Genomic DNA, 18,589 nt, shown 5'->3' with positions numbered 1-18,589 from the left:
TTTGGCTTTTCAAACTTAGGCAAAAAAATAGAAACGCTACTTTTTAAATTTTATATATAAACGTAGTGCGCACACGAGCTATGTTTTTGTAGTTGCAATTCATATATCGAAAAAACTTGTCAATAGAAATAATAACTGTATTTTTGCCGCTTCTTAATTTTAAGAAAAATTAGAGCAAATAATTATGACTGAGTTTATTAGAAAGCGCGCGGCAAATGCCAAAAATGATATTTTAAGTGGATTAACGGTAGCTTTGGCATTAGTGCCAGAAGCAGTTGCGTTTGCTTTTGTGGCAGATATTCCTCCAATGGTTGGATTGTATGGAGCTTTTATGATGGGAATTATCACCGCAATTTTTGGTGGACGACCAGGAATGATTTCTGGTGCTACAGGAGCCATGGCAGTAGTAATGGTTGCTTTGGTAGCGAAAGGAAATGCGTTTGGAGTTGATGCTGGAATGGGCAAGCAAGGGCTGGAATTTTTATTCATTACCTTATTGATGGTTGGTGTCATTCAAATGTTGGCAGGAACTTTTAAACTTGGAAAATTTGTTCGATTGATTCCACATCCTGTAATGATGGGATTTGTAAATGGTTTGGCAATTGTGATTTTTATGTCGCAATTAGAAATGTTCAAATCAGGAAGTGGAGATACTAAAGTTTGGCTAGAAGGTGTTGCTTTGTGGATTATGCTTGGTTTGGTAGGATTAACGATGTTGATTATGTGGGGATTACCAAAATTAACCAAAAAATTGCCAGAGGCTTTAATTGCTATTATTGTGGTTTCTGCAATTGTTATTTTAGGAAATTTTGATGATGTAGCTACTGTAAAATCATTTATTGTAGAAGGTAGTGATGGAAAAAGTACAGGATTGAAAGGTGGCTTACCACAATTTCAAACAGGTATATTCTCTGCTGAATTGTGGAGTTTGAAAAACCTGTTAATCATGGCACCTTATGCATTTATTTTAGCAGCAATTGGATTGATAGAATCATTAATGACGTTAAATTTAGTAGATGAACTTACAGAAACTCGCGGAAATAGTAACCGTGAATGTTTGGCGCAAGGTGGTGCAAATATTTTAAACGGACTTTTTGGTGGAATGGGAGGTTGTGCAATGATTGGACAATCTATCATTAATATAAAAGGTGGTGGACGCGGAAGACTTTCTGGAGTTGTTGCCGCTGTTGCTTTATTATGTTTTATTCTTTTTGCTTCTGGTTTAATAGAACAAGTACCAATTGCCGCATTAGTAGGAGTGATGTTTATGGTTGTAATTGGAACTTTTGCTTGGAGTAGTTTTAGAATTCTTAATAAAATACCTATTAGTGATGCTATTGTATTAATTGCAGTTTCTTTAATTACTGTTTGGAAAGATTTAGCAGTAGCAGTTATTGCGGGTGTTATTATTTCTGCATTGGTATTTTCATGGGAAAATGCAAAGCGTATTCGTGCACGTAAAAAAGTATTGGAAAACGGAACTAAAGTATACGAAATCTTTGGTCCTTTATTTTTTGGAAGTATTCAAGCATTCAACAGTAAATTTGACATAAAGAATGATCCGGATGTTGTTGTAATTGACTTTATGGAGTCACGAGTTTCTGACCACTCTGCATTGGAAGCAATTTTTAATTTGATACAAAAATACGAAACAGCAGGAAAGCAAGTACGTATCAAACATTTAAGTGAAGACTGTAAAGCGTTAATGGTTAAAGCTTCTCCAAAGTTGGCAAATGTAATTGAGGATGCTATAGATGATCCTAGATATTATGTAATGATGGATTTGCAAAAATAATCTAGTGCTGATAGCGTTAAAAAAATAAAAAGCTACGCTAATTTTTGTATCTTCTGCACCGATTTATAGCCTACTTACTAAAACATGGTTGCCTTACGATTGTTTTTATTATCTTTTGTCTTTGCATCTGTATTGCATGGACAAACAAATCGTACCATAGTAAAAGATAGTATTATCCAACTTCAAGAAGTAGCTAAAGAGCTCTCAGTAAAAAGAAAATTTAATCAAGCAATTAGATATAGTGAGCGTGCATTAAGGCAAGCTATTCATGTAAAAAACGACAGTCTTATTGCTGAAAGTTATTGCACACTTGGTGTGGTGTATGTTCATATGCACTATAAGGAGCGCGCTGTTGAAAATTACAATAAGGCGATTGTATACTTCACAAAAAAGAACAACGAAAAACGTTTAATGCAAATTCATAGTGATCTTGGTTATTACTTATTTCAAAACGGAGAACTAGAAGCAGCAGAAACTCATTTAAAAGTAAGTTTAGTACTTTCCAAAAAATTTAGTAATGACATAAGTTCTATAAGACCAAAATATCATATTGGGCAACTACATGTTGCCAAAGGAGTTTATGGTAAGGCGAAAGATTGTTTTCAAAAAGTTATTGAATATTGTATGGATAATCCTAATTATCCGCCAAATGAAGCTATGCTTCAAGGTTCATATTATTATAGTGGGAAATCTGCATTGTTGCAAGGAAAAATTGATGAAGCTGAAGCGTATTATAAAGATGCAATTTCTATGTGTGATGATTCTCATAAAGAACATTTGGAATTGTTGTCGTTTGCATATAAAGATCTTGCAGATATTTACATAAAAAGAGGAGACAAAAGAGCAGAACTAGAAGCGTTAGCAAAACATATTGAAGCTTATGAATTATATAACTTGTATAAAAAGTCTGCACTACTCTCCGAAATTGTACTAAAATATGGAATTGAAGAATATGAAGGGAAATTGGAAAAAATTGAGCAAGAACAAGAAGATAAAGAGTTATATATAAACGACTACCGAAAACTAACAACGATCTTTATTATCATTTTAGTGATTTTGGTCTTGCTAACAGGTGTTTTCTATTTAAATCAACGAACACGAGTTCGAACAAATGCTTTATTAAGCGGACAAAACAAGCAACTAGTTGAAGCAAAGAAGCAAATTGAAAATGTTTCCAAAATTCGAACAAACTTCTTTTCGTTAATCAGTCATGAATTGCGTACACCTTTGTATGCTATTATCGGAATGACCAATTTATTATTATTAGAAAAACCAGCGGAATTTCAAGAGCGTTATTTAAAGTCTCTAAAATTTTCGGGCGAACATTTACTTGCAATTATTAATAATATTCTTCAAATGAATAAAGTAGAAGCAAGCAAAATGGAAGCTGTTGAAGAAAATGTTGATTTGCGTAAAAATGTAAAAAATGTAATTACTTCCGTAAACTTTTTGGTGAAAGAGAATCGCAATAATATTGATATTAAGATTGACGAAAATATTCCGAACTTATTACTTGGTGACAGCCTAAAGATTTCGCAAATCCTTTTCAATCTGTTAGATAATGCTGTTCGTTACAATATGGAAGCCAATGTTCGATTAAAGATTAATCAGATAGCAGAAACCAATGAAACAGTTACGTTGAAGTTTTCGGTTAAAGACAATGGTTTAGGAATTCCTCAGCAAAAAAAACATGTAATTTTTGAAAACCTTGAAAAAGGAATTGTGCTCAATGAAAATAATGGTTATCTGGATTTAGGTTTAGGATTAACCACAGTAAATAATTTACTAAAAGTATTAAAATCAAAACTGCATTTACGGAGCGTATTAAACAGAGGTACTGAATTTTATTTTGAATTGGAATTGCAAAAAGTAGAAGCTTCTAATGTGGAAGACGAAATTGAGTTTGAAAATAAAACCTATAATTTTAAAGACTTAAGCATTTTAATTGTGGACGATAATGCTGTGAACGGATTGTTGACGCAAAAAATTCTAGAACGAGAACAAATACAAACCAAAGTTGTACTCAGTGGTTTTTCTGCATTAGATATTATAGAAAAGCAAAAGTTTGACCTGATTTTAATGGATATGTTCATGCCTAAATTAAACGGTCTGGAAACGATTCAAAAAATTAGAGAAAACAATAACAACGTTCCAATTATTCTTTTAACAGCAATGGAAATTTCAGATGCGTATTCAAAAGTGGTCAATACTAAAATTAGCGGCGTAATTAGCAAACCATTTGAGCCAGAAATGCTGTACGATAAAATAGATTATGTAATACACCAATCAAGTGAAGAGTAACTATATCTTACATATCATTCTTTGCTGGTTTGCTTGTGCACAATTAAATGCGCAAGAAATATCTATAGATAGTATTTACTCGCTAAATGGTAAAGCATTTAAGCTTGCAAGAGACTTTAGTTTCGGGCAAGCACTTTCATATAGTTACATTGCCATTCAACATGCTACCAATAATGAAAATGACCAAGCATTAGCCTATTCCTATAGTATATTGGCTACTACATATAAGCGAATGCAATATTTAGGAAAAGCAAAGAATTATTATGAAAAATCACTCAAACTATATACGGAACTAGGCAATAAGCGACGAATTGTATTGATATATCACGATTTGATTCGAATGGCAACAATGCAAGAAAACTTCCGAGAAGGACATAATTACCTTAAAACTGGTTATGCTATTGCTAAAACTACACAAAATGTAGAGGATATATTGGTGTTAGATTGGGCAAAAATAGCTTTGTTGCAAGCCGAAAAACGATATGTAGGCGTATTGAAATTTGTTAAAGAAATAGAGCAACGTGTGAAAGCATCTTCAAATAATAAAAACTTTTTTACTGCCAGAATGAACTATCTGGAGTTTACAAAAGGCGATGCATATTATTATTTGGATGACTATGAAAATGCACAAAAGTTCTTAGAGAAACATATCGCAAACGAATATGTCCATGTTAACGATTTAGCAAGTTCGTACCGACAATTAGCCGAAATATATAAGTCGAAAGGAGAAATTGATAAAGAGAGAGAAGCTACGTTAAATTATCATCAAAAGTTAAAAGAGAAACTAGAGAAAGATCGTGCAAGCTTACAAGAAGAATTGTTGGCAAATTATAGTTTAAGTAAAGATCAACTTAAACTTGATGTTTTAGAGGAAAAAAATTACCAAAAAAGCATCATTGTCAACCGATTTAAAGTAGTGTTAGTCATTATTGTTTTGTTATTGATTGGCTGTATTATTTTGGGAACATTGATCGTAAAAGCAATTTATAAAAAGATAAAAAGTAACAAATTGTTGCGAATCAAACAAAACAAATTGGAAGAAGCAAAACTGAAAGCAGAAATGACTTCAAAAACCAAATCAAACTTCTTCTCTATGATGAGTCACGAATTGCGAACACCTTTGTATGCAGTTACAGGAATCACACATTTGCTTTTAGAAGAAAATCCAAAACCATCACAACAGCAATATTTAAAATCGTTAAAATTTTCGGGAGATCATTTATTATCGTTAGTAAATAATATTCTGCAAGCAAATAAACTAGAAGATAACACGATTACAATTGGTGCGTCTACGTTTAATTTAAAAGCGAATATTGATAATATAATTAAGTCGTTTGATTTGTTGATAAAAGACCGAGAAAACGAACTTAATATAGCGTATGATAGGGAAATTCCAGAATTGTTAGTAGGTGATAGTTTGAAAATTTCTCAAATACTAATCAACCTTATTAGTAATGCAATTAAGTTTACCAAAAATGGAATCATTCGTTTGAGTGTTGAAAAACTAGATGAAACAGATGACGATGTGCAATTGCATTTTTGTGTTCAAGATACAGGAATCGGAATTCCGAAAGAAAAGCAGGAAAAAGTATTTGAAATGTTTTCACAAAATTATGATGCAGTCAATGAAGAATATCAAGGTTCTGGTTTAGGATTGTCGATTGTAAAAAAACTTTTGAAATTATACAATAGTGAGATTCATTTAGAAAGTAAAGTGAATGTCGGAACTACATTTACTTTTGATATTAGTTTCCCAAAAGCAACGGATAATGTTGACTTGAATATTGAAACTAGTATTGAAGATGTAGATTTTAGTCATTTAAAAATGTTGGTGGTTGATGATAACAAAATCAATCAGATGTTGACGAAAAAAATCCTATCTACAAAACAAATCACAACAGATATTGTAGCAAGTGGTGCAGAAGCCATTGAAATTGTAAGGAACAATCATTACGATTTAATTTTGATGGATATTCACATGCCGGAAATGGATGGTTATGAAGCAACGAAAGTCATTCGAGGATTCAATAAAAAAGTGCCAATTATTGCATTTACGGCAGTTTCATTGGATGATAGCTTGCCTAAAATCGTCAATTCAGGAATGAATGATATGATTATAAAACCGTTTGTGGCATCGCAATTATTTACGCTGATTCAGAAATATATGGATTGATTTAGACTTGCTTCGCTCTTAGATTTTTAGATTATTAGACTCGCTTCACTTTTGGGGATATAAGAACATTGAGCGGAGTCGAAATGTAGATCGCTTCGCGTGTATTCTTAAACTTCTTTGAAACGTCTTTGCGAGTGTTTTGATAAAAACTTGCGACAATCTCAATCTGTTTCTCAATAACTCAACACGTCACTTCGAGTGAAATTTTAGTATAAAATTTTGTATCGAGAAGTACTTTGAAACCCTTTTTTATTTAAGATTTTACCTAACACCTAACACCTAACACCTAACACCCAATCTAAACCCTAACCGTATCAGGAACTAGTAACGTATAATCTCCATTGTGGCGAATAACTTCACGAACAATAGAAGACGAAATATAAGAAGTACTTGCAGCTGTTAATAAGAAGACAGTTTCAATCGGTGCTAAATCACGATTGGTATGTGCAATGGCTTTTTCAAACTCAAAATCGGCAGGATTTCTAAGTCCGCGTAAAATAAAATCCACATTATGTTTTTCACAGAAATCAACCGTTAAACCTTCATAAGTTACTACAGTAACTTTTGGTTCATCCTTAAAAGAATCTTCAATAAATTTCTTGCGCTGTTCTAGACTGAACATATATTTTTTAGCAGAATTTACACCAATAGCAACAATAACTTCATCAAACAATTTGATGCCACGTTTTATAATATCGTAATGTCCTAAAGTAATTGGATCAAAAGACCCTGGAAAAATAGCTCGTTTCATGTTGTGATGATTGTTATAAAAAACTAGGACAAGGTACTACTTTTTAGCAAAAGCCAATTCAACAGCATTGCCAAATAATTGTTCAAGGGAAATTCCAGCTTCTTTTGCTTGTTGCGGTAAAATACTTTCTTCGGTCATTCCTGGAACCGTATTTACTTCTAACAAATAAGGTTCATCATCTTTAAAAATAAATTCACTTCGCGAAAAACCATCCATTTTTAAAATTTCATAAATAGATTTTGCAGCTTTTGATACTTTCTCGGTTAATTCTGGAGAAATTCGTGCAGGTGTAATCTCTTGCGATTGTCCTAAATACTTAGCTTCATAATCAAAGAAATCATTATCGGAAACAATTTCGGTAATAGGTAAAACCGTAACTTTTCCTTGATAATTTATAACACCAACAGAAACTTCTACACCATCTAAATAGGATTCAATAATAACTTCATCATCTTCTTTTAAGGCTACAGCAATTGCATTTTCAAGTTCTTCAGTTTTATACACTTTAGAAATCCCAAAACTACTTCCAGCTTTGTTTGCCTTCACAAAACAAGGCAATCCTACTTTTTCAACAATAGCAGTTTTATCAATTGCATCGCCAGCATTCAAATAATACGAAGTGGCGCACTTAACTCCGTAAGGCTTTAAAGTAGATAACAAATCACGTTTGTTAAAAGTCAATGCAGCTTGGTACATACCACAACTTGTATGCGGAATTCCTATAAGTCCCAAATAGCCTTGTATGTAACCATCTTCGCCAGGTGTTCCATGAATAGCATTAAACACACAGTCGAAAGTAATTTTAATGCCATCAATCGTAACAGAAAAATCGTTTTTATCAATTGGGAATTCGGCAGCATCTGTAGTAACACAAACCCATTTTTCTTTAAAAATATGTACTTTGTAAACATTATATTTCGCAGCATTTAAATGCTTAGATACAACATCTCCAGTTTTCAATGAAATGGCGTATTCACTTGAATAACCGCCCATAATGATGGCAATATTTTTCTTCATTTTTATAAGAAATAAGACAAATAAACGTTCTAAAAACGAAAGTAAATGTATTTGTGGACAATTCAAAGTAGAATATTAGGAATAATAGTATGTATATTTGTCCCATTAAAACGTATTAGAAATGAATTTTAAAAAGCTTCTTTCGGCAATCAAAGCCTTTTTTAACCGATTTCCTATATTTAAAGTATTTTCAATACAGATAGGAATTGCTATTGGAATTGCTATTGTATTGGTTTTTTTAATTACAACATGGCTTAGTTTTTCTACGAATCATGGAGAATTTAAAACAGTTCCTAATTTGGCAAAACTTTCATTTGAAGATGCCAAAATTAAATTGGAAAATACTGACTTGAGCTATACCATACAAGATACTGTAAATTACAATCCTGATTTTCCTGCATTTTCAATCATTGAGCAACATCCAGTTGCAGGGAAAAAAGTAAAAGAAGGACGAAAAATATATCTAAAAATCAATCCATCAAAATATAGAGAAGTAACTGTTCCGCATGTAATTCAAATTACAAGAAGAACAGCCGAATCAACTTTAAAAGCAGTAGGTTTTGGAGTGGAAAAAGTAACATATAAAGATAATATTGGGAAAGATATGGTGTTGGGAATGCAATACAAAGGCAAACCTTTGAAGCCAAATGAAAGACTTCCAAAAATGTCAAAAATAGAATTGATACTTGGAAATGGAAAACGTCCAGGATCAAGCAATACAGACGAAAACGACAACAATGCAGGAGAATAATTTTCCACAACCACAAGAAGAATCAGACGATTTATACGAACACTATTCATTTACTGCCGAAAAAGGACAGCAACCATTACGTATAGATAAATATTTGATGAATTTTATTGAAGGAGCAACCCGAAATAAAATTCAACAAGCTGCCAAAGATGGTAATATCTATGTTAATGATACACCTGTAAAGTCTAATTATAAAGTAAAAGGAAACGACGTAATTAAAGTATTATTTGCGTATCCGCCGTATGAGAATTTATTGGTTGGAGAAAACATTCCGATTGATGTTGTCTACGAAGATGACGATTTACTAGTCGTAAATAAACCAGCAGGAATGGTAGTGCATCCAGGGCACGGAAACTATTCAGGAACGTTGATTAATGCGTTGATTTATCATTTTGATAATCTTCCAAAAAACTCAAACGAACGTCCAGGATTGGTACACAGAATCGATAAAGATACTAGCGGATTGTTAGTAGTGGCTAAAACAGATGATGCAATGACACATTTGGCAAAGCAGTTTTTTAATAAAACTTCGGAGCGAATTTACTATGCACTTGTTTGGGGAAATGTAGAAGAAGATGAAGGTACTGTAGAAGGAAACATTGGTCGTCATCCTAAAAACAGATTGCAAAACACTGTGTTTTACGGTGATGATGCCGACAAAGGAAAAGCAGCAGTTACACATTACAAAGTCTTAGAGCGTTTCGGATATGTAACGTTGGTTTCTTGTCAACTAGAAACTGGTCGTACACATCAAATTCGTGTGCACATGAAACATATTGGTCATACTTTATTTAATGATGAACGTTATGGCGGCGAGCGCATTTTAAAGGGAACAACCTTTACGAAGTACAAACAATTTGTAGACAATTGCTTTAAAATTCTACCAAGACAAGCATTGCATGCAAAAACACTCGGATTCATTCATCCAAGAACAGGAGAGAAGATGAGTTTCAATTCAGAAGTTCCAACAGATATTGCAGAGTGTGTAGAAAAATGGCGTAATTATGCCAAGCATATAGACTTGTAGTTTTTTGGGTATTAGGTATTTGGTGTTAGGATTGAGAAGTTTCAAAGAATATTTTGAGACTCTAATGCACTTCAGCAAGTTTAGTGTAAACAATAGGTTTGTAAGTTTACGAGTTTTTACTATGCAACTACATGTAGTATTTTACTTTCTAACAAGTCTAACAAGTCTAAGAAAGTCTAAGAAAGTCGATTGAGCGGAATCGAAATCATTTCTTCAAATCAAACAACAATGACTTATTCTTAAAATCAAGTTGAATTTGAGTGTATTTTTTCTTTTTAATAAAATTCAAATCTTTCTTTGTGATTTCAAAGCTGATCTCTGTCAGCCAACGATTAAAAACATCTGAAAAATCAGATTTAATTTCACCGCTATCTGATGTTAATTTTAATTCAGTATCACCTAAAAAAGTCATGGTAACACCTTTAAAAGTCTTAATTTTAGTAGTATCTAAAACGATCAACTCCATAAAAACATAACCGTTCAATTCTTGTAATGCAGCCCAAATTCCTCCAGCTTCAGAAACCGCAAGTTGCTCACCAGGGATTTTTTTTATGACATCTGCTGTTAATGGTTCGTTATAAGCACGATCAGTAGCTTTTGAACTTCCCATACGAGCTAACACTTTATCAACGGATTTGAATAATTTCATCTTTATGTAATTTATTTTATGAGTCCTAAATTTTAGCGCTGCAAGATAGTATTTTTTATGAAGTTGAGCCGTGTATGCGTTTAGAAGTTTATTGTCAAATCTACGGAAGTGAAAATAAATAAGGTATAAAGAATGTTAAATGCTAAATGTTGAATTTTAAATAAATTGCCAAACACCAAACCTAAACCAACAACAATTCATCCAAAACATCCAAATGGGCTGTTTCACTTCTTAATTCAATTATTAACTTGCCATTTTTCAATCGAATTTTAAAGATTTCTTCAGATTCAAAAAGAGGTGCTAAAATTTGAATTATTTGTGAAGCAAAGATTGATGATTTTCCTTTTGACGTGATGACATATTTATGATTTTTTGCTTGTGAAAATTTTGGATTTAATCGATCTAAAAACTTCTTTTTACGAATAAAAAAAGAGGTATCATTCGTGTCTATATCATTACATATCCATTCTGCTAACGTCAGTACAACTTCATTTCTATATAGCAGTGAAAAAATACTTCCTGTACTTGAATAAATAGCGCGTTTGTACTTTAAGTCCCAATCGTAGTTTGCAGTAATCTTTCCATAAATCAAATAACTCCACGCATTAAACTTTCCCTTAACCAATCCGTTTTTGCTCGCTACAAACTTTTCAAAGGTTTGGCAAAACTCTTGATTCTTTTGATAAAAAGGAGAATTTAGTTCTTGTGGAGCTGCGTTAGATTTGATTTTCATATACAAATAAGTGCAAGAAAATACCGTTTTGTTACAGCAAATAGTTACTACCTTATTCTTTGGACAATACGTTCAATTCTTTTTATATCATCAATATTGACCAATTTCAAGGTCTTTATCAAAAGATACGTGTCATTTATTTCAATTTCTAATCCTTTTTCATTTTCAAAAATCTTCAAAAATCGATCAATCGTTTGAATATTTTTAGAACGTCTTATTGTAAAACTTTCGTAATTTTTTAAGTCCAAATCATCGTCTTTTCTCAAAAGGTCAAAGAATTTTTCTGAAACATCTTTTTCTCTTAAATAATAATGCCCTTTTAAGGAATTAATTTTTATTAAAAACATGAGCAATGAGCCATCTAAGCCATCTCCTACTGTAGGAAGAAAAGCATAGCCTTTATCAAATTTTAAAGTGTTGGAGTAGTACCAATCTTCATATTTGCTCAATATATTACTTGACTCTATAATATCGTATTCAGTATCAGGAAGCGGACCAGTTTTTGTATAATATTGACTCTTATTAAGATAATCGACTGCAATTTTAAGATTGTCTCCTTCTTCAGATAATTGTAGTTCAGGTAAATAATGTTTTTCTCGATCGTCTGTAGACCATTGACCAGATTCTGCTTCTTCCAATGAAATATATACACCAGTTTCAGGATCAAAAATGCGATCGTCTTCTAAACTTTTTTTTAATCGAGCTTTTTCCTCCTTTTCTTCAGCAGTCAGTGGCTTAAATACTGTGTAAAGAATAAAAGTAAATCCAATTCCAGAAACAATAAATAGTGCTGTAATCATATAATAGTATTGAGTGCTGTAATATAGGAAACCTTTATTTCAATATAAAAGATAACTCTTTAAAAGCCTATTTTCTTTTTCTGGAAAACATTATTTTTATGCTATGAAAATTAACGAACTCACCCTTTTTACAACAAACTTAGAAGCACAGCAAGAATTCTACACGCAAGTGTTAGAGATGCCTTTAGTTGCCGCTTCCGCGGGAACGTTTACAATAAAAGTTGGTGCTTCTTCTTTAACTTTTGTGAAATCGGAACGAATATATCCTGCACATTTTGCAATTGCTATTTCGCCCAATAAAATTCAACAAGCGTTAGAATGGACTCAACAGCGAACAGAAATTTTGTTGTGTGAAGGTGAAACTGTTGCTGATTTTTCTAACTGGAATGCAGAAGCCTTGTATTTTTATGATATTGATGGAAATATTGTCGAATTTATTTCGCGAAAAGATACAAACAACGTAAGTACAGACCCTTTTTCAACGACAGACATACTAAGTGTTTGTGAAATTGGAATCGTTTCTACACATATTGAAACGATTTATAATCAACTAAATGCAATGCGTCCTATTGCGATTTATGATGGTGGATTTGAACGATTTTGCGCAGTAGGAACTTCCGAAGGTTTATTTATTCTGGTAAATAATATCAAGAAAAAATGGTTCCCAACGCAAGAAGAAGCGCATCCAGCCGACTTTTATATAAAAGGCGACTATAATTTTGCCTTTTTAAACGGAACAATAGTCACAGAAAAAGCGTAATTTTAACAATCAGAAAATAAACAACATACAAATGAAATGAGTCGTAACAATCAGTTCCTATCAACCGATAGGATTATTGGCGAATTCCATTTGACAGCATTCATAAAATAAACAACATACAAATGAAAATTGTAATATCTCCAGCAAAGTCATTAGACTTAGAAAGTAGTATTCCAACAGAAAAATATACCGAAGCTTGTTTTTTAAAAGAAGCAGAACGATTGAGTAAAATCTTAAAAAAGAAATCTCCTAAAAGTTTATCTAAATTGATGAAGATTTCTGATGCATTAGCAGATTTAAACTATCAACGAAATCAAGATTGGGCATTGCCATTTACCATAAAAAATGCACGACCAAGTATCTACACATTTAGTGGTGCAGTTTTTCAAGGATTAAACGCGGTTACACTTCCCGAAGAAAAAATTGATGTATTACAAAATACGTTGCGAATTTTATCAGGACAATATGGATTGCTAAAACCATTAGATTTAATGCAAGCATATCGTTTGGAAATGGGCACAAAACTTCCTGTAGGTAAAAATAAAAACCTATATGAGTTTTGGAAAAAGAAAATTACAACGCAATTAAACAGTGAACTTGAAGACGGCGAATTGTTTGTGAATTTAGCCAGCAACGAATATTACAAAGCAGTTGATGCAAAAGGGTTGAAAGTCCCTGTAATTACGCCTGTTTTTAAAGATTTTAAGAATGGCGAATATAAAACTATCATGACCTATGCAAAACTAGCTAGAGGGTATATGACACGTTTTATTATTGACACAGACGCAAAAACGATTGACGATCTAAAAGGGTTTAACTATGAAGGTTATGGCTTTAGTGAAGAACTATCTAACGGAAACGAATTAGTATTTACACGATAAAATATGATTCGTTTTTTAACACCTGTTTTAATACTTCAAGTATGCTGTTTGTATCATGCATATAAAAATGGTAAAGATTATTTCTGGTATTTAATAATATTAATGCTTCCGCTATTAGGAGCTATTTTATACATTTTAACACAAGTAATAAATAAAACGGATATTGAGAAAGTTACTGAGGAAATAGCAACAGTAATTGCGCCATCACGAAAGGTAAAAGAAGCAGAAAAACGTTTGGCTTTTTCAGATACATTTCAGAATAGAGTAGCATTGGCAGATGCCCATTTTGAAAATCGTGATTATGAAAATGCAAGTATTCAGTATGAAGCGGCTTTGAAAGGAAATTTTCAAAAAGATTTTTATGTCATAACTCAGATGATTAGCGCAATGAGTCAATCTCAAAATTATGAAGAGGTGATTCGTTTGGCAGATCAAATCAAAGATAATCACGAGTTTAAAAATTCTAGATCACAATATATTTATGGTTTGGCATTAGATAAATTAGGACGAATAGAAGAAGCAGAACAAAACTTAAAAAATATTGATCAGCGGTATTCTAATTATGCTGAACGTTTGATATTGGCTAAATTTTACCATAAAAACGGAAAAAAGGGAAAAGCGATCGAAATATTAGATGAAGTCATTACGGAATCGGACCACATGACGCCACAAAATAGGAGAACATATCGACAAGTCGTTACGAATGTGCGTAAATTTCGTGAAGAATTGGACAATCAATACTAGGTATGTTTCTACACAAACATCCATACCAACCTTTTATTCAGCCAGATACTGAAAAACTAATTGTTGGCACATTGCCACCACCGCGATTTTCCACAGGCGAATTACTCGAAAAGGATGTCAACTTCTGTTACGGAAGTTACTATAACTCGTTATGGTTGTTTATTGATGAAATATTCAATTTGAAATTGCGCTATGACAATTCGCAAGAAGCCATTGATCAACGAAAGCAATTCTTTATCAAGCATAAAATTGGCGTTTGCGATATTGTAGACAGTTGCGAACGTCAAAAAATAGATGCATCTGATTTAGGAATGCAAAACATTCAATTACGTGATGTAATAGGATATTTACAGCAATATCCAAGCATTCATACCATTCTCTTCATTGGTGGAAACTCTAAAAATGGTCCAGAATATTTTTTTAGAAAACATATCAAACCGTATAACCTCAAACTCGAAGTTGTTTCGGATACGGTGCCAAGAATTCATCAATTTGATTTGAGCTTAGCTGAAAAAACATGTCATGCTGAACTTGATTCAGCATCTGCTCAACCTTGTCACATCGAGCGCAGTCGAGATGCTGTTAAAATGCAATCGCGAATCATTAAAACCGTTTCCTTAACCTCATCTTCTGGTGCAGCCAATCGTGCTATTGGAAGTATTCCGTTATACAAAACACTCAAAAAGGAAAACCCGAAATTCACAACTTTTGATTTTCGGGTTTTGCAGTATCGCGAGTTTTTTTAAAATAGGTGTAGTATTCCTATAAAATAGATTTCTTATAATCTATTGAAGTATATGTTTTATAAGCTTGGAATATTATAGTTTAGACTTTAAGTGTTTTTCTAACTTTCCTTTTTTCTTTAATTTTTTATAACGCTCTATAGGCTTTATTTTACCTGTTGTTTTTTTGTTAGCGTTATAAAATGCAATCACACTTTCTATTCCACGAACATTTCCTTGTAACTCATTTTTATAGTCTTTATTCTCAATGCAATAGGAAGCCCATCCAGCAAGGTAAATCATAAATGATTCAGGAGATTCTTCCATAAATGTGACAATATCGCTATTGATATTAAAAGTAATATTTGGTGTTCCTTCAAACCATTTGAGTAAAAAAGCATTCACTTTAGCGCGTTTATTCGCTTGAGAGTTGATTGGTGTTTCAATAAGCCATTTTGTTGCCGCAACGACATCTTGTTCATACTTAGCATAATCTTCTGCTTTTTCAAATACATAATTCGGAACTTTAAAATCTTGTGCTTGAATAGTCGCAAAAGTGCAAAGTAGTACTGTTAGGATACATATTTTTTTAATCATAATAAAGGTTTTAATGTACTCAAATATATAAAAACTATCTGATTAAAAAATAGGTGTAAAAAATTATAGTTTTTCAGACTGTTTTTTGAAGATTAAAAAAATGCTTTAAAATCTTAAACCTCTTGTGTTTCCTGTAGTTGCAGCATGCTTAGTGCTAAATATTTCATCACGCGGAAGCGATAAATTATCTTTGTAATAGATAAAAAATAAAGATAAAAATGATGAAAAAAACACTTAAAATTTTAATGGTAATGATCGGTATGTTGTGTGTAAATAGCATATCTGCGAACGCTACTAAAATGAACAAAATGGAATCTGTAACGAATGATTATGCAGTGCTACCATCTAACTTTGATTGGTCGCAAGCAGCATCTTTCTCACCAAATATTGTGTGGGTTATCCGTTCAGATTTTGACTTAGGAGGAATTACGGTAAACATGCCAATAAATGTTACACTTCGATTTGAAGGCGGAATGCTTTCAAATGGAACTTTAAGAGGGAATAATACGAAAATTGAAGCGCCTTTAGGGCAAATTTTTGAAACTTCAATTGTATTATCAAACACTGTTGTATATGATACATTTTATCCAGAATGGTATGGCGCAAAAGGAGATCTTTCGGTAGATGATTACGCAGCGATCAATGCAGCGTGTCAAAATGCCAATCATGTAACCTTAACACAAGACTACGTTATAGGAACTGATACTAAAATTGTAGTAAATAGAGCAGGAGATTTTACATTGATAGGTTATGGAAGCCTACTTACCAACAATACAACAACACATATAAGTTTAGAAATCTTTGATTTTATAGATTTAGACAATCTTACAGTAAAAGGAATTACGGTTGATGGAGATAAAAAAATGGCAAATGCATTTCGAATAGAAAATGTAGATAATGTTACGCTAAGAGATATTACAATATCAAATTTGTTAAATATTAGACATGATTATAGAGCTGCAGGAATACAACTATTTATAGTAGATGGTAGTGTAGTAAACGGTGATAACTTGAGAATCTCAGAAATTAATGGAGGACAAAACGGCGAGATTAACGATGGAGTAGGAATTGCACGCGCATTATTTTATAACATAAATCATACGGATACGATTGTAGCACCTCGAAAAACCAAAGTTACTATGACGAATTCTGTTTTTGAATGGGTTTATGGTGATGATGGCGATATCATTCACATTGTAGATCAAGATTATATTTCTGATGCTGCACATCGTTTTATTTTTGACAATTGTACCATTCGTTATGCTTTTAGAAGATTGGTAAAAGGTTCTGCAAGTGGAATTCAGTATTACAATTGTAAATTTGATACTGCAAGCTTAGATGACTTAAAAGTAAAAATGGGTATAACAGGAGACTTACCATCAGGAATTAAACCTTCAGGCGGCGTGAATTTTAGAAATGAAGATCCAACTGCTAATCCTGATTTCAGGAATATGCATGGAAAAATGATCAATTGTGAATATCGTAACACAGGGAATTTAGTTATTGGCTCTGGAAGTAGACTATTAGCAGCGTATACAGATGGATTAGAACTGAGAGGAAATAATTTTTATGATATGGGAGTTAAACTTCAAAATGGTTCTGGAAATGCTAAAATTGTTGGAAATACATTTCATAATACGAGTGTTCAAATATTTGTAGATGTATGGTATAAAGGAAGAACGTATATCACAGATAATATTGGGTATTATATTTCTCCAGTAACAGGAGATCATCCAGCATTTATAAATATAAAAAGTGATTTTCAAAATGTGACTGTTCGTGGAAATAAGATATTCTCTGATGAGACATTTGTTGAAGGAGTTTCTACGCCTTTTTTCTTAGGGTTAATTAGACATACGCTTGAATCAAATTCTGGAATTCCAACTACAGCTTCTGAGGTATATGTTTCGCAAAATCAAGTTGTCAGAACAAATACGGGGCGAAGTGAGTTAATGTATTCCAATCAGCTTTGGGATAGCACATGTAAAGTTTTCGATAACTTTAATAATAGGACAGGAATAGGAGCTCGCTTTAATTATCTTGGACCAGTTGATACTAGTGGAAATGTCTTTTTTCGCTCATGGGAAAACGTTGATGGTAATGGCGATCCGATTAATAATTAATATCTAGAATAAATACATAAAAAACCTCCAAAATTAACTTTTGGAGGTTTCTGTTTTTATCATCGATTTCCTTTTTCAAAAGGAGGTTTCCAATTCTTGGTCTTCATAATGGCTTTGACTTCTTCGTACGATAACGGATAAAAGTCGTGACAATCAACACCGATATCAAATGATAAAGAAGTATCAATATCAGCTAAGGTTCCGTGTGAATGTCCATACAAATGATATGTTCCCCAATGTGAGGCATTCCATTCGCGCAACGCATAATGAAATAATACAATTAGTTGCTCACCACGTTCAAACTCGTCGTCTTTTACAACCAACTCATAATAGTCTTTAATCCATTCAAAACGTGTATGACAGGCTTGCGCAGATTTTTCGTGGTTTCCATTAATCAAATAGATTTTCCCGTGTAAACGGTCTAAAATCTTTCTTAATTTCCCTGAAGAAGCAAGTCCCACATCACCTAAGTGATATACTTCGTCTTCGGGTTTTATTTTTTCATTCCATCGTTGGATCAATACTTCATCCATTTCATCAACATCCGCAAACGGTCGTTCAGAAAATTTAAGAATGTTTTTATGTCCAAAGTGATGATCTGAAGTAAAAAATATAGTACTCATTTTTTTAATTTTTAATTCAATAGTATTTTTTAAGCTTCGGTTTTAATTGAAATCGAAATTTCAACTTTGGACGCATCAAATTACATTTTTTGAGTTTTAAACATGTTTATGATTTTTAATTTTGAGAAGCAAAAGTAGTGAA

The 18,589-nt window shown here is 32.5% G+C and carries 17 protein-coding genes; 10 read left to right on the top strand and 7 right to left on the bottom strand.

The window, feature by feature from the left end; genetic code table 11:
* Nucleotides 1-184 precede the first annotated feature (184 nt).
* From ACRBBL_RS16070 to ACRBBL_RS16060, 3 genes are all read left to right on the top strand, one after another.
* Entirely contained in the window at nucleotides 185-1,795 is a 1,611-nt protein-coding gene (locus tag ACRBBL_RS16070; RefSeq protein WP_431370090.1) for a SulP family inorganic anion transporter, read from the top strand.
* 84 nt (nucleotides 1,796-1,879) lie between these two features.
* Entirely contained in the window at nucleotides 1,880-4,096 is a 2,217-nt protein-coding gene (locus ACRBBL_RS16065) for a response regulator (RefSeq protein ID WP_431370089.1), read from the top strand.
* A complete protein-coding gene (locus ACRBBL_RS16060) occupies nucleotides 4,086-6,269 on the top strand; it encodes an ATP-binding protein (protein ID WP_431370088.1) in 2,184 nt (727 codons plus the stop codon). Before ACRBBL_RS16065 ends, ACRBBL_RS16060 begins: the two co-directional genes overlap by 11 nt.
* Nucleotides 6,270-6,567: 298 nt before the next feature.
* On the opposite strand, the gene coaD is transcribed toward ACRBBL_RS16060, so the two are convergent.
* The gene (coaD, locus tag ACRBBL_RS16055) at nucleotides 6,568-7,020 is read right to left on the bottom strand and encodes a pantetheine-phosphate adenylyltransferase (protein ID WP_431370087.1); all 453 of its coding nucleotides are present in this window, start codon (nucleotides 7,018-7,020) and stop codon (nucleotides 6,568-6,570) included.
* Between the two features lie 36 nt (nucleotides 7,021-7,056).
* The gene (locus ACRBBL_RS16050; RefSeq protein WP_431370086.1) at nucleotides 7,057-8,037 is read right to left on the bottom strand and encodes a D-alanine--D-alanine ligase; all 981 of its coding nucleotides are present in this window, start codon (nucleotides 8,035-8,037) and stop codon (nucleotides 7,057-7,059) included.
* Nucleotides 8,038-8,158: 121 nt separating this feature from the next.
* On the opposite strand from ACRBBL_RS16050, the gene ACRBBL_RS16045 reads away from it, so the two are divergent.
* Entirely contained in the window at nucleotides 8,159-8,788 is a 630-nt protein-coding gene (locus ACRBBL_RS16045; protein ID WP_431370085.1) for a PASTA domain-containing protein, read from the top strand.
* Complete coding sequence (locus ACRBBL_RS16040) at nucleotides 8,775-9,815, top strand: RluA family pseudouridine synthase (RefSeq protein WP_431370104.1); 1,041 nt, start codon at nucleotides 8,775-8,777, stop codon at nucleotides 9,813-9,815. The genes ACRBBL_RS16045 and ACRBBL_RS16040 overlap by 14 nt, the downstream gene beginning before the upstream one ends.
* A gap of 205 nt (nucleotides 9,816-10,020) precedes the next feature.
* On the opposite strand, the gene ACRBBL_RS16035 is transcribed toward ACRBBL_RS16040, so the two are convergent.
* The 3 genes from ACRBBL_RS16035 to ACRBBL_RS16025 all read right to left on the bottom strand — a co-directional run bounded on the left by ACRBBL_RS16035 (nucleotide 10,021) and on the right by ACRBBL_RS16025 (nucleotide 11,997).
* On the bottom strand, nucleotides 10,021-10,464 hold the full coding sequence (locus tag ACRBBL_RS16035; RefSeq protein WP_431370084.1) for a hypothetical protein: 444 nt from the start codon (nucleotides 10,462-10,464) through the stop codon (nucleotides 10,021-10,023).
* Nucleotides 10,465-10,645: 181 nt separating this feature from the next.
* Nucleotides 10,646-11,197 (bottom strand): hypothetical protein, encoded by a 552-nt coding sequence (locus ACRBBL_RS16030; RefSeq protein WP_431370083.1) that lies wholly within the window; start codon nucleotides 11,195-11,197, stop codon nucleotides 10,646-10,648.
* Between the two features lie 47 nt (nucleotides 11,198-11,244).
* Nucleotides 11,245-11,997, bottom strand: coding sequence for a hypothetical protein (locus ACRBBL_RS16025; RefSeq protein ID WP_431370082.1), 753 nt, complete (start codon nucleotides 11,995-11,997; stop codon nucleotides 11,245-11,247).
* Nucleotides 11,998-12,100: 103 nt separating this feature from the next.
* Between ACRBBL_RS16025 and ACRBBL_RS16020 the strand changes: the two genes are divergently transcribed.
* From ACRBBL_RS16020 to ACRBBL_RS16005, 4 genes are all read left to right on the top strand, one after another.
* A complete protein-coding gene (locus ACRBBL_RS16020; protein WP_431370081.1) occupies nucleotides 12,101-12,757 on the top strand; it encodes a VOC family protein in 657 nt (218 codons plus the stop codon).
* Nucleotides 12,758-12,879: 122 nt separating this feature from the next.
* Nucleotides 12,880-13,638, top strand: coding sequence for a peroxide stress protein YaaA (yaaA, locus tag ACRBBL_RS16015; RefSeq protein WP_431370080.1), 759 nt, complete (start codon nucleotides 12,880-12,882; stop codon nucleotides 13,636-13,638).
* A 3-nt stretch (nucleotides 13,639-13,641) separates the two neighbouring features.
* Complete coding sequence (locus ACRBBL_RS16010) at nucleotides 13,642-14,382, top strand: hypothetical protein (RefSeq protein WP_431370079.1); 741 nt, start codon at nucleotides 13,642-13,644, stop codon at nucleotides 14,380-14,382.
* A gap of 2 nt (nucleotides 14,383-14,384) precedes the next feature.
* Nucleotides 14,385-15,128 carry a uracil-DNA glycosylase family protein gene (locus ACRBBL_RS16005; RefSeq protein ID WP_431370078.1) on the top strand — a complete coding sequence of 248 codons (744 nt, stop codon included), beginning with the start codon at nucleotides 14,385-14,387 and terminating at the stop codon, nucleotides 15,126-15,128.
* A 72-nt stretch (nucleotides 15,129-15,200) separates the two neighbouring features.
* Here the strand turns inward: ACRBBL_RS16005 and ACRBBL_RS16000 are convergent, their stop codons facing one another.
* Nucleotides 15,201-15,701: a hypothetical protein gene (locus tag ACRBBL_RS16000; protein ID WP_431370077.1), complete on the bottom strand. Its 501-nt coding sequence runs from the start codon at nucleotides 15,699-15,701 to the stop codon at nucleotides 15,201-15,203.
* Nucleotides 15,702-15,919: 218 nt separating this feature from the next.
* Between ACRBBL_RS16000 and ACRBBL_RS15995 the strand changes: the two genes are divergently transcribed.
* A complete protein-coding gene (locus ACRBBL_RS15995; protein ID WP_431370076.1) occupies nucleotides 15,920-17,824 on the top strand; it encodes a hypothetical protein in 1,905 nt (634 codons plus the stop codon).
* Nucleotides 17,825-17,883: 59 nt separating this feature from the next.
* Here ACRBBL_RS15995 and ACRBBL_RS15990 read toward each other — a convergent pair whose 3' ends face one another.
* Nucleotides 17,884-18,447, bottom strand: coding sequence for a metallophosphoesterase family protein (locus ACRBBL_RS15990; protein ID WP_431370075.1), 564 nt, complete (start codon nucleotides 18,445-18,447; stop codon nucleotides 17,884-17,886).
* Between the last annotated feature and the right edge of the window lie 142 nt (nucleotides 18,448-18,589).

The organism is Kordia sp. (assembly GCF_050633145.1).
Classification (GTDB): Bacteria; Bacteroidota; Bacteroidia; order Flavobacteriales; family Flavobacteriaceae; genus Kordia.
Note: the sequence above shows the minus strand (reverse complement) of the source record. Positions and strands in the feature narration are given on the sequence as shown.

What these genes read in the sequence shown, in the direction of transcription:
- ACRBBL_RS16050 (WP_431370086.1), bottom strand. Translation starts at nt 8,037, where the DNA reads ATGAAGAAAAATATTGCCATCATTATGGGCGGTTATTCAAGTGAATAC.
- yaaA (WP_431370080.1), top strand. Translation starts at nt 12,880, where the DNA reads ATGAAAATTGTAATATCTCCAGCAAAGTCATTAGACTTAGAAAGTAGT.
- ACRBBL_RS16070 (WP_431370090.1), top strand. Translation starts at nt 185, where the DNA reads ATGACTGAGTTTATTAGAAAGCGCGCGGCAAATGCCAAAAATGATATT.
- ACRBBL_RS15990 (WP_431370075.1), bottom strand. Translation starts at nt 18,447, where the DNA reads ATGAGTACTATATTTTTTACTTCAGATCATCACTTTGGACATAAAAAC.
- ACRBBL_RS16040 (WP_431370104.1), top strand. Translation starts at nt 8,775, where the DNA reads ATGCAGGAGAATAATTTTCCACAACCACAAGAAGAATCAGACGATTTA.
- ACRBBL_RS16035 (WP_431370084.1), bottom strand. Translation starts at nt 10,464, where the DNA reads ATGAAATTATTCAAATCCGTTGATAAAGTGTTAGCTCGTATGGGAAGT.
- ACRBBL_RS16010 (WP_431370079.1), top strand. Translation starts at nt 13,642, where the DNA reads ATGATTCGTTTTTTAACACCTGTTTTAATACTTCAAGTATGCTGTTTG.
- ACRBBL_RS16005 (WP_431370078.1), top strand. Translation starts at nt 14,385, where the DNA reads ATGTTTCTACACAAACATCCATACCAACCTTTTATTCAGCCAGATACT.
- ACRBBL_RS16025 (WP_431370082.1), bottom strand. Translation starts at nt 11,997, where the DNA reads ATGATTACAGCACTATTTATTGTTTCTGGAATTGGATTTACTTTTATT.
- ACRBBL_RS16030 (WP_431370083.1), bottom strand. Translation starts at nt 11,197, where the DNA reads ATGAAAATCAAATCTAACGCAGCTCCACAAGAACTAAATTCTCCTTTT.
- ACRBBL_RS16000 (WP_431370077.1), bottom strand. Translation starts at nt 15,701, where the DNA reads ATGATTAAAAAAATATGTATCCTAACAGTACTACTTTGCACTTTTGCG.
- ACRBBL_RS16065 (WP_431370089.1), top strand. Translation starts at nt 1,880, where the DNA reads ATGGTTGCCTTACGATTGTTTTTATTATCTTTTGTCTTTGCATCTGTA.
- ACRBBL_RS16020 (WP_431370081.1), top strand. Translation starts at nt 12,101, where the DNA reads ATGAAAATTAACGAACTCACCCTTTTTACAACAAACTTAGAAGCACAG.
- coaD (WP_431370087.1), bottom strand. Translation starts at nt 7,020, where the DNA reads ATGAAACGAGCTATTTTTCCAGGGTCTTTTGATCCAATTACTTTAGGA.
- ACRBBL_RS16045 (WP_431370085.1), top strand. Translation starts at nt 8,159, where the DNA reads ATGAATTTTAAAAAGCTTCTTTCGGCAATCAAAGCCTTTTTTAACCGA.
- ACRBBL_RS15995 (WP_431370076.1), top strand. Translation starts at nt 15,920, where the DNA reads ATGATGAAAAAAACACTTAAAATTTTAATGGTAATGATCGGTATGTTG.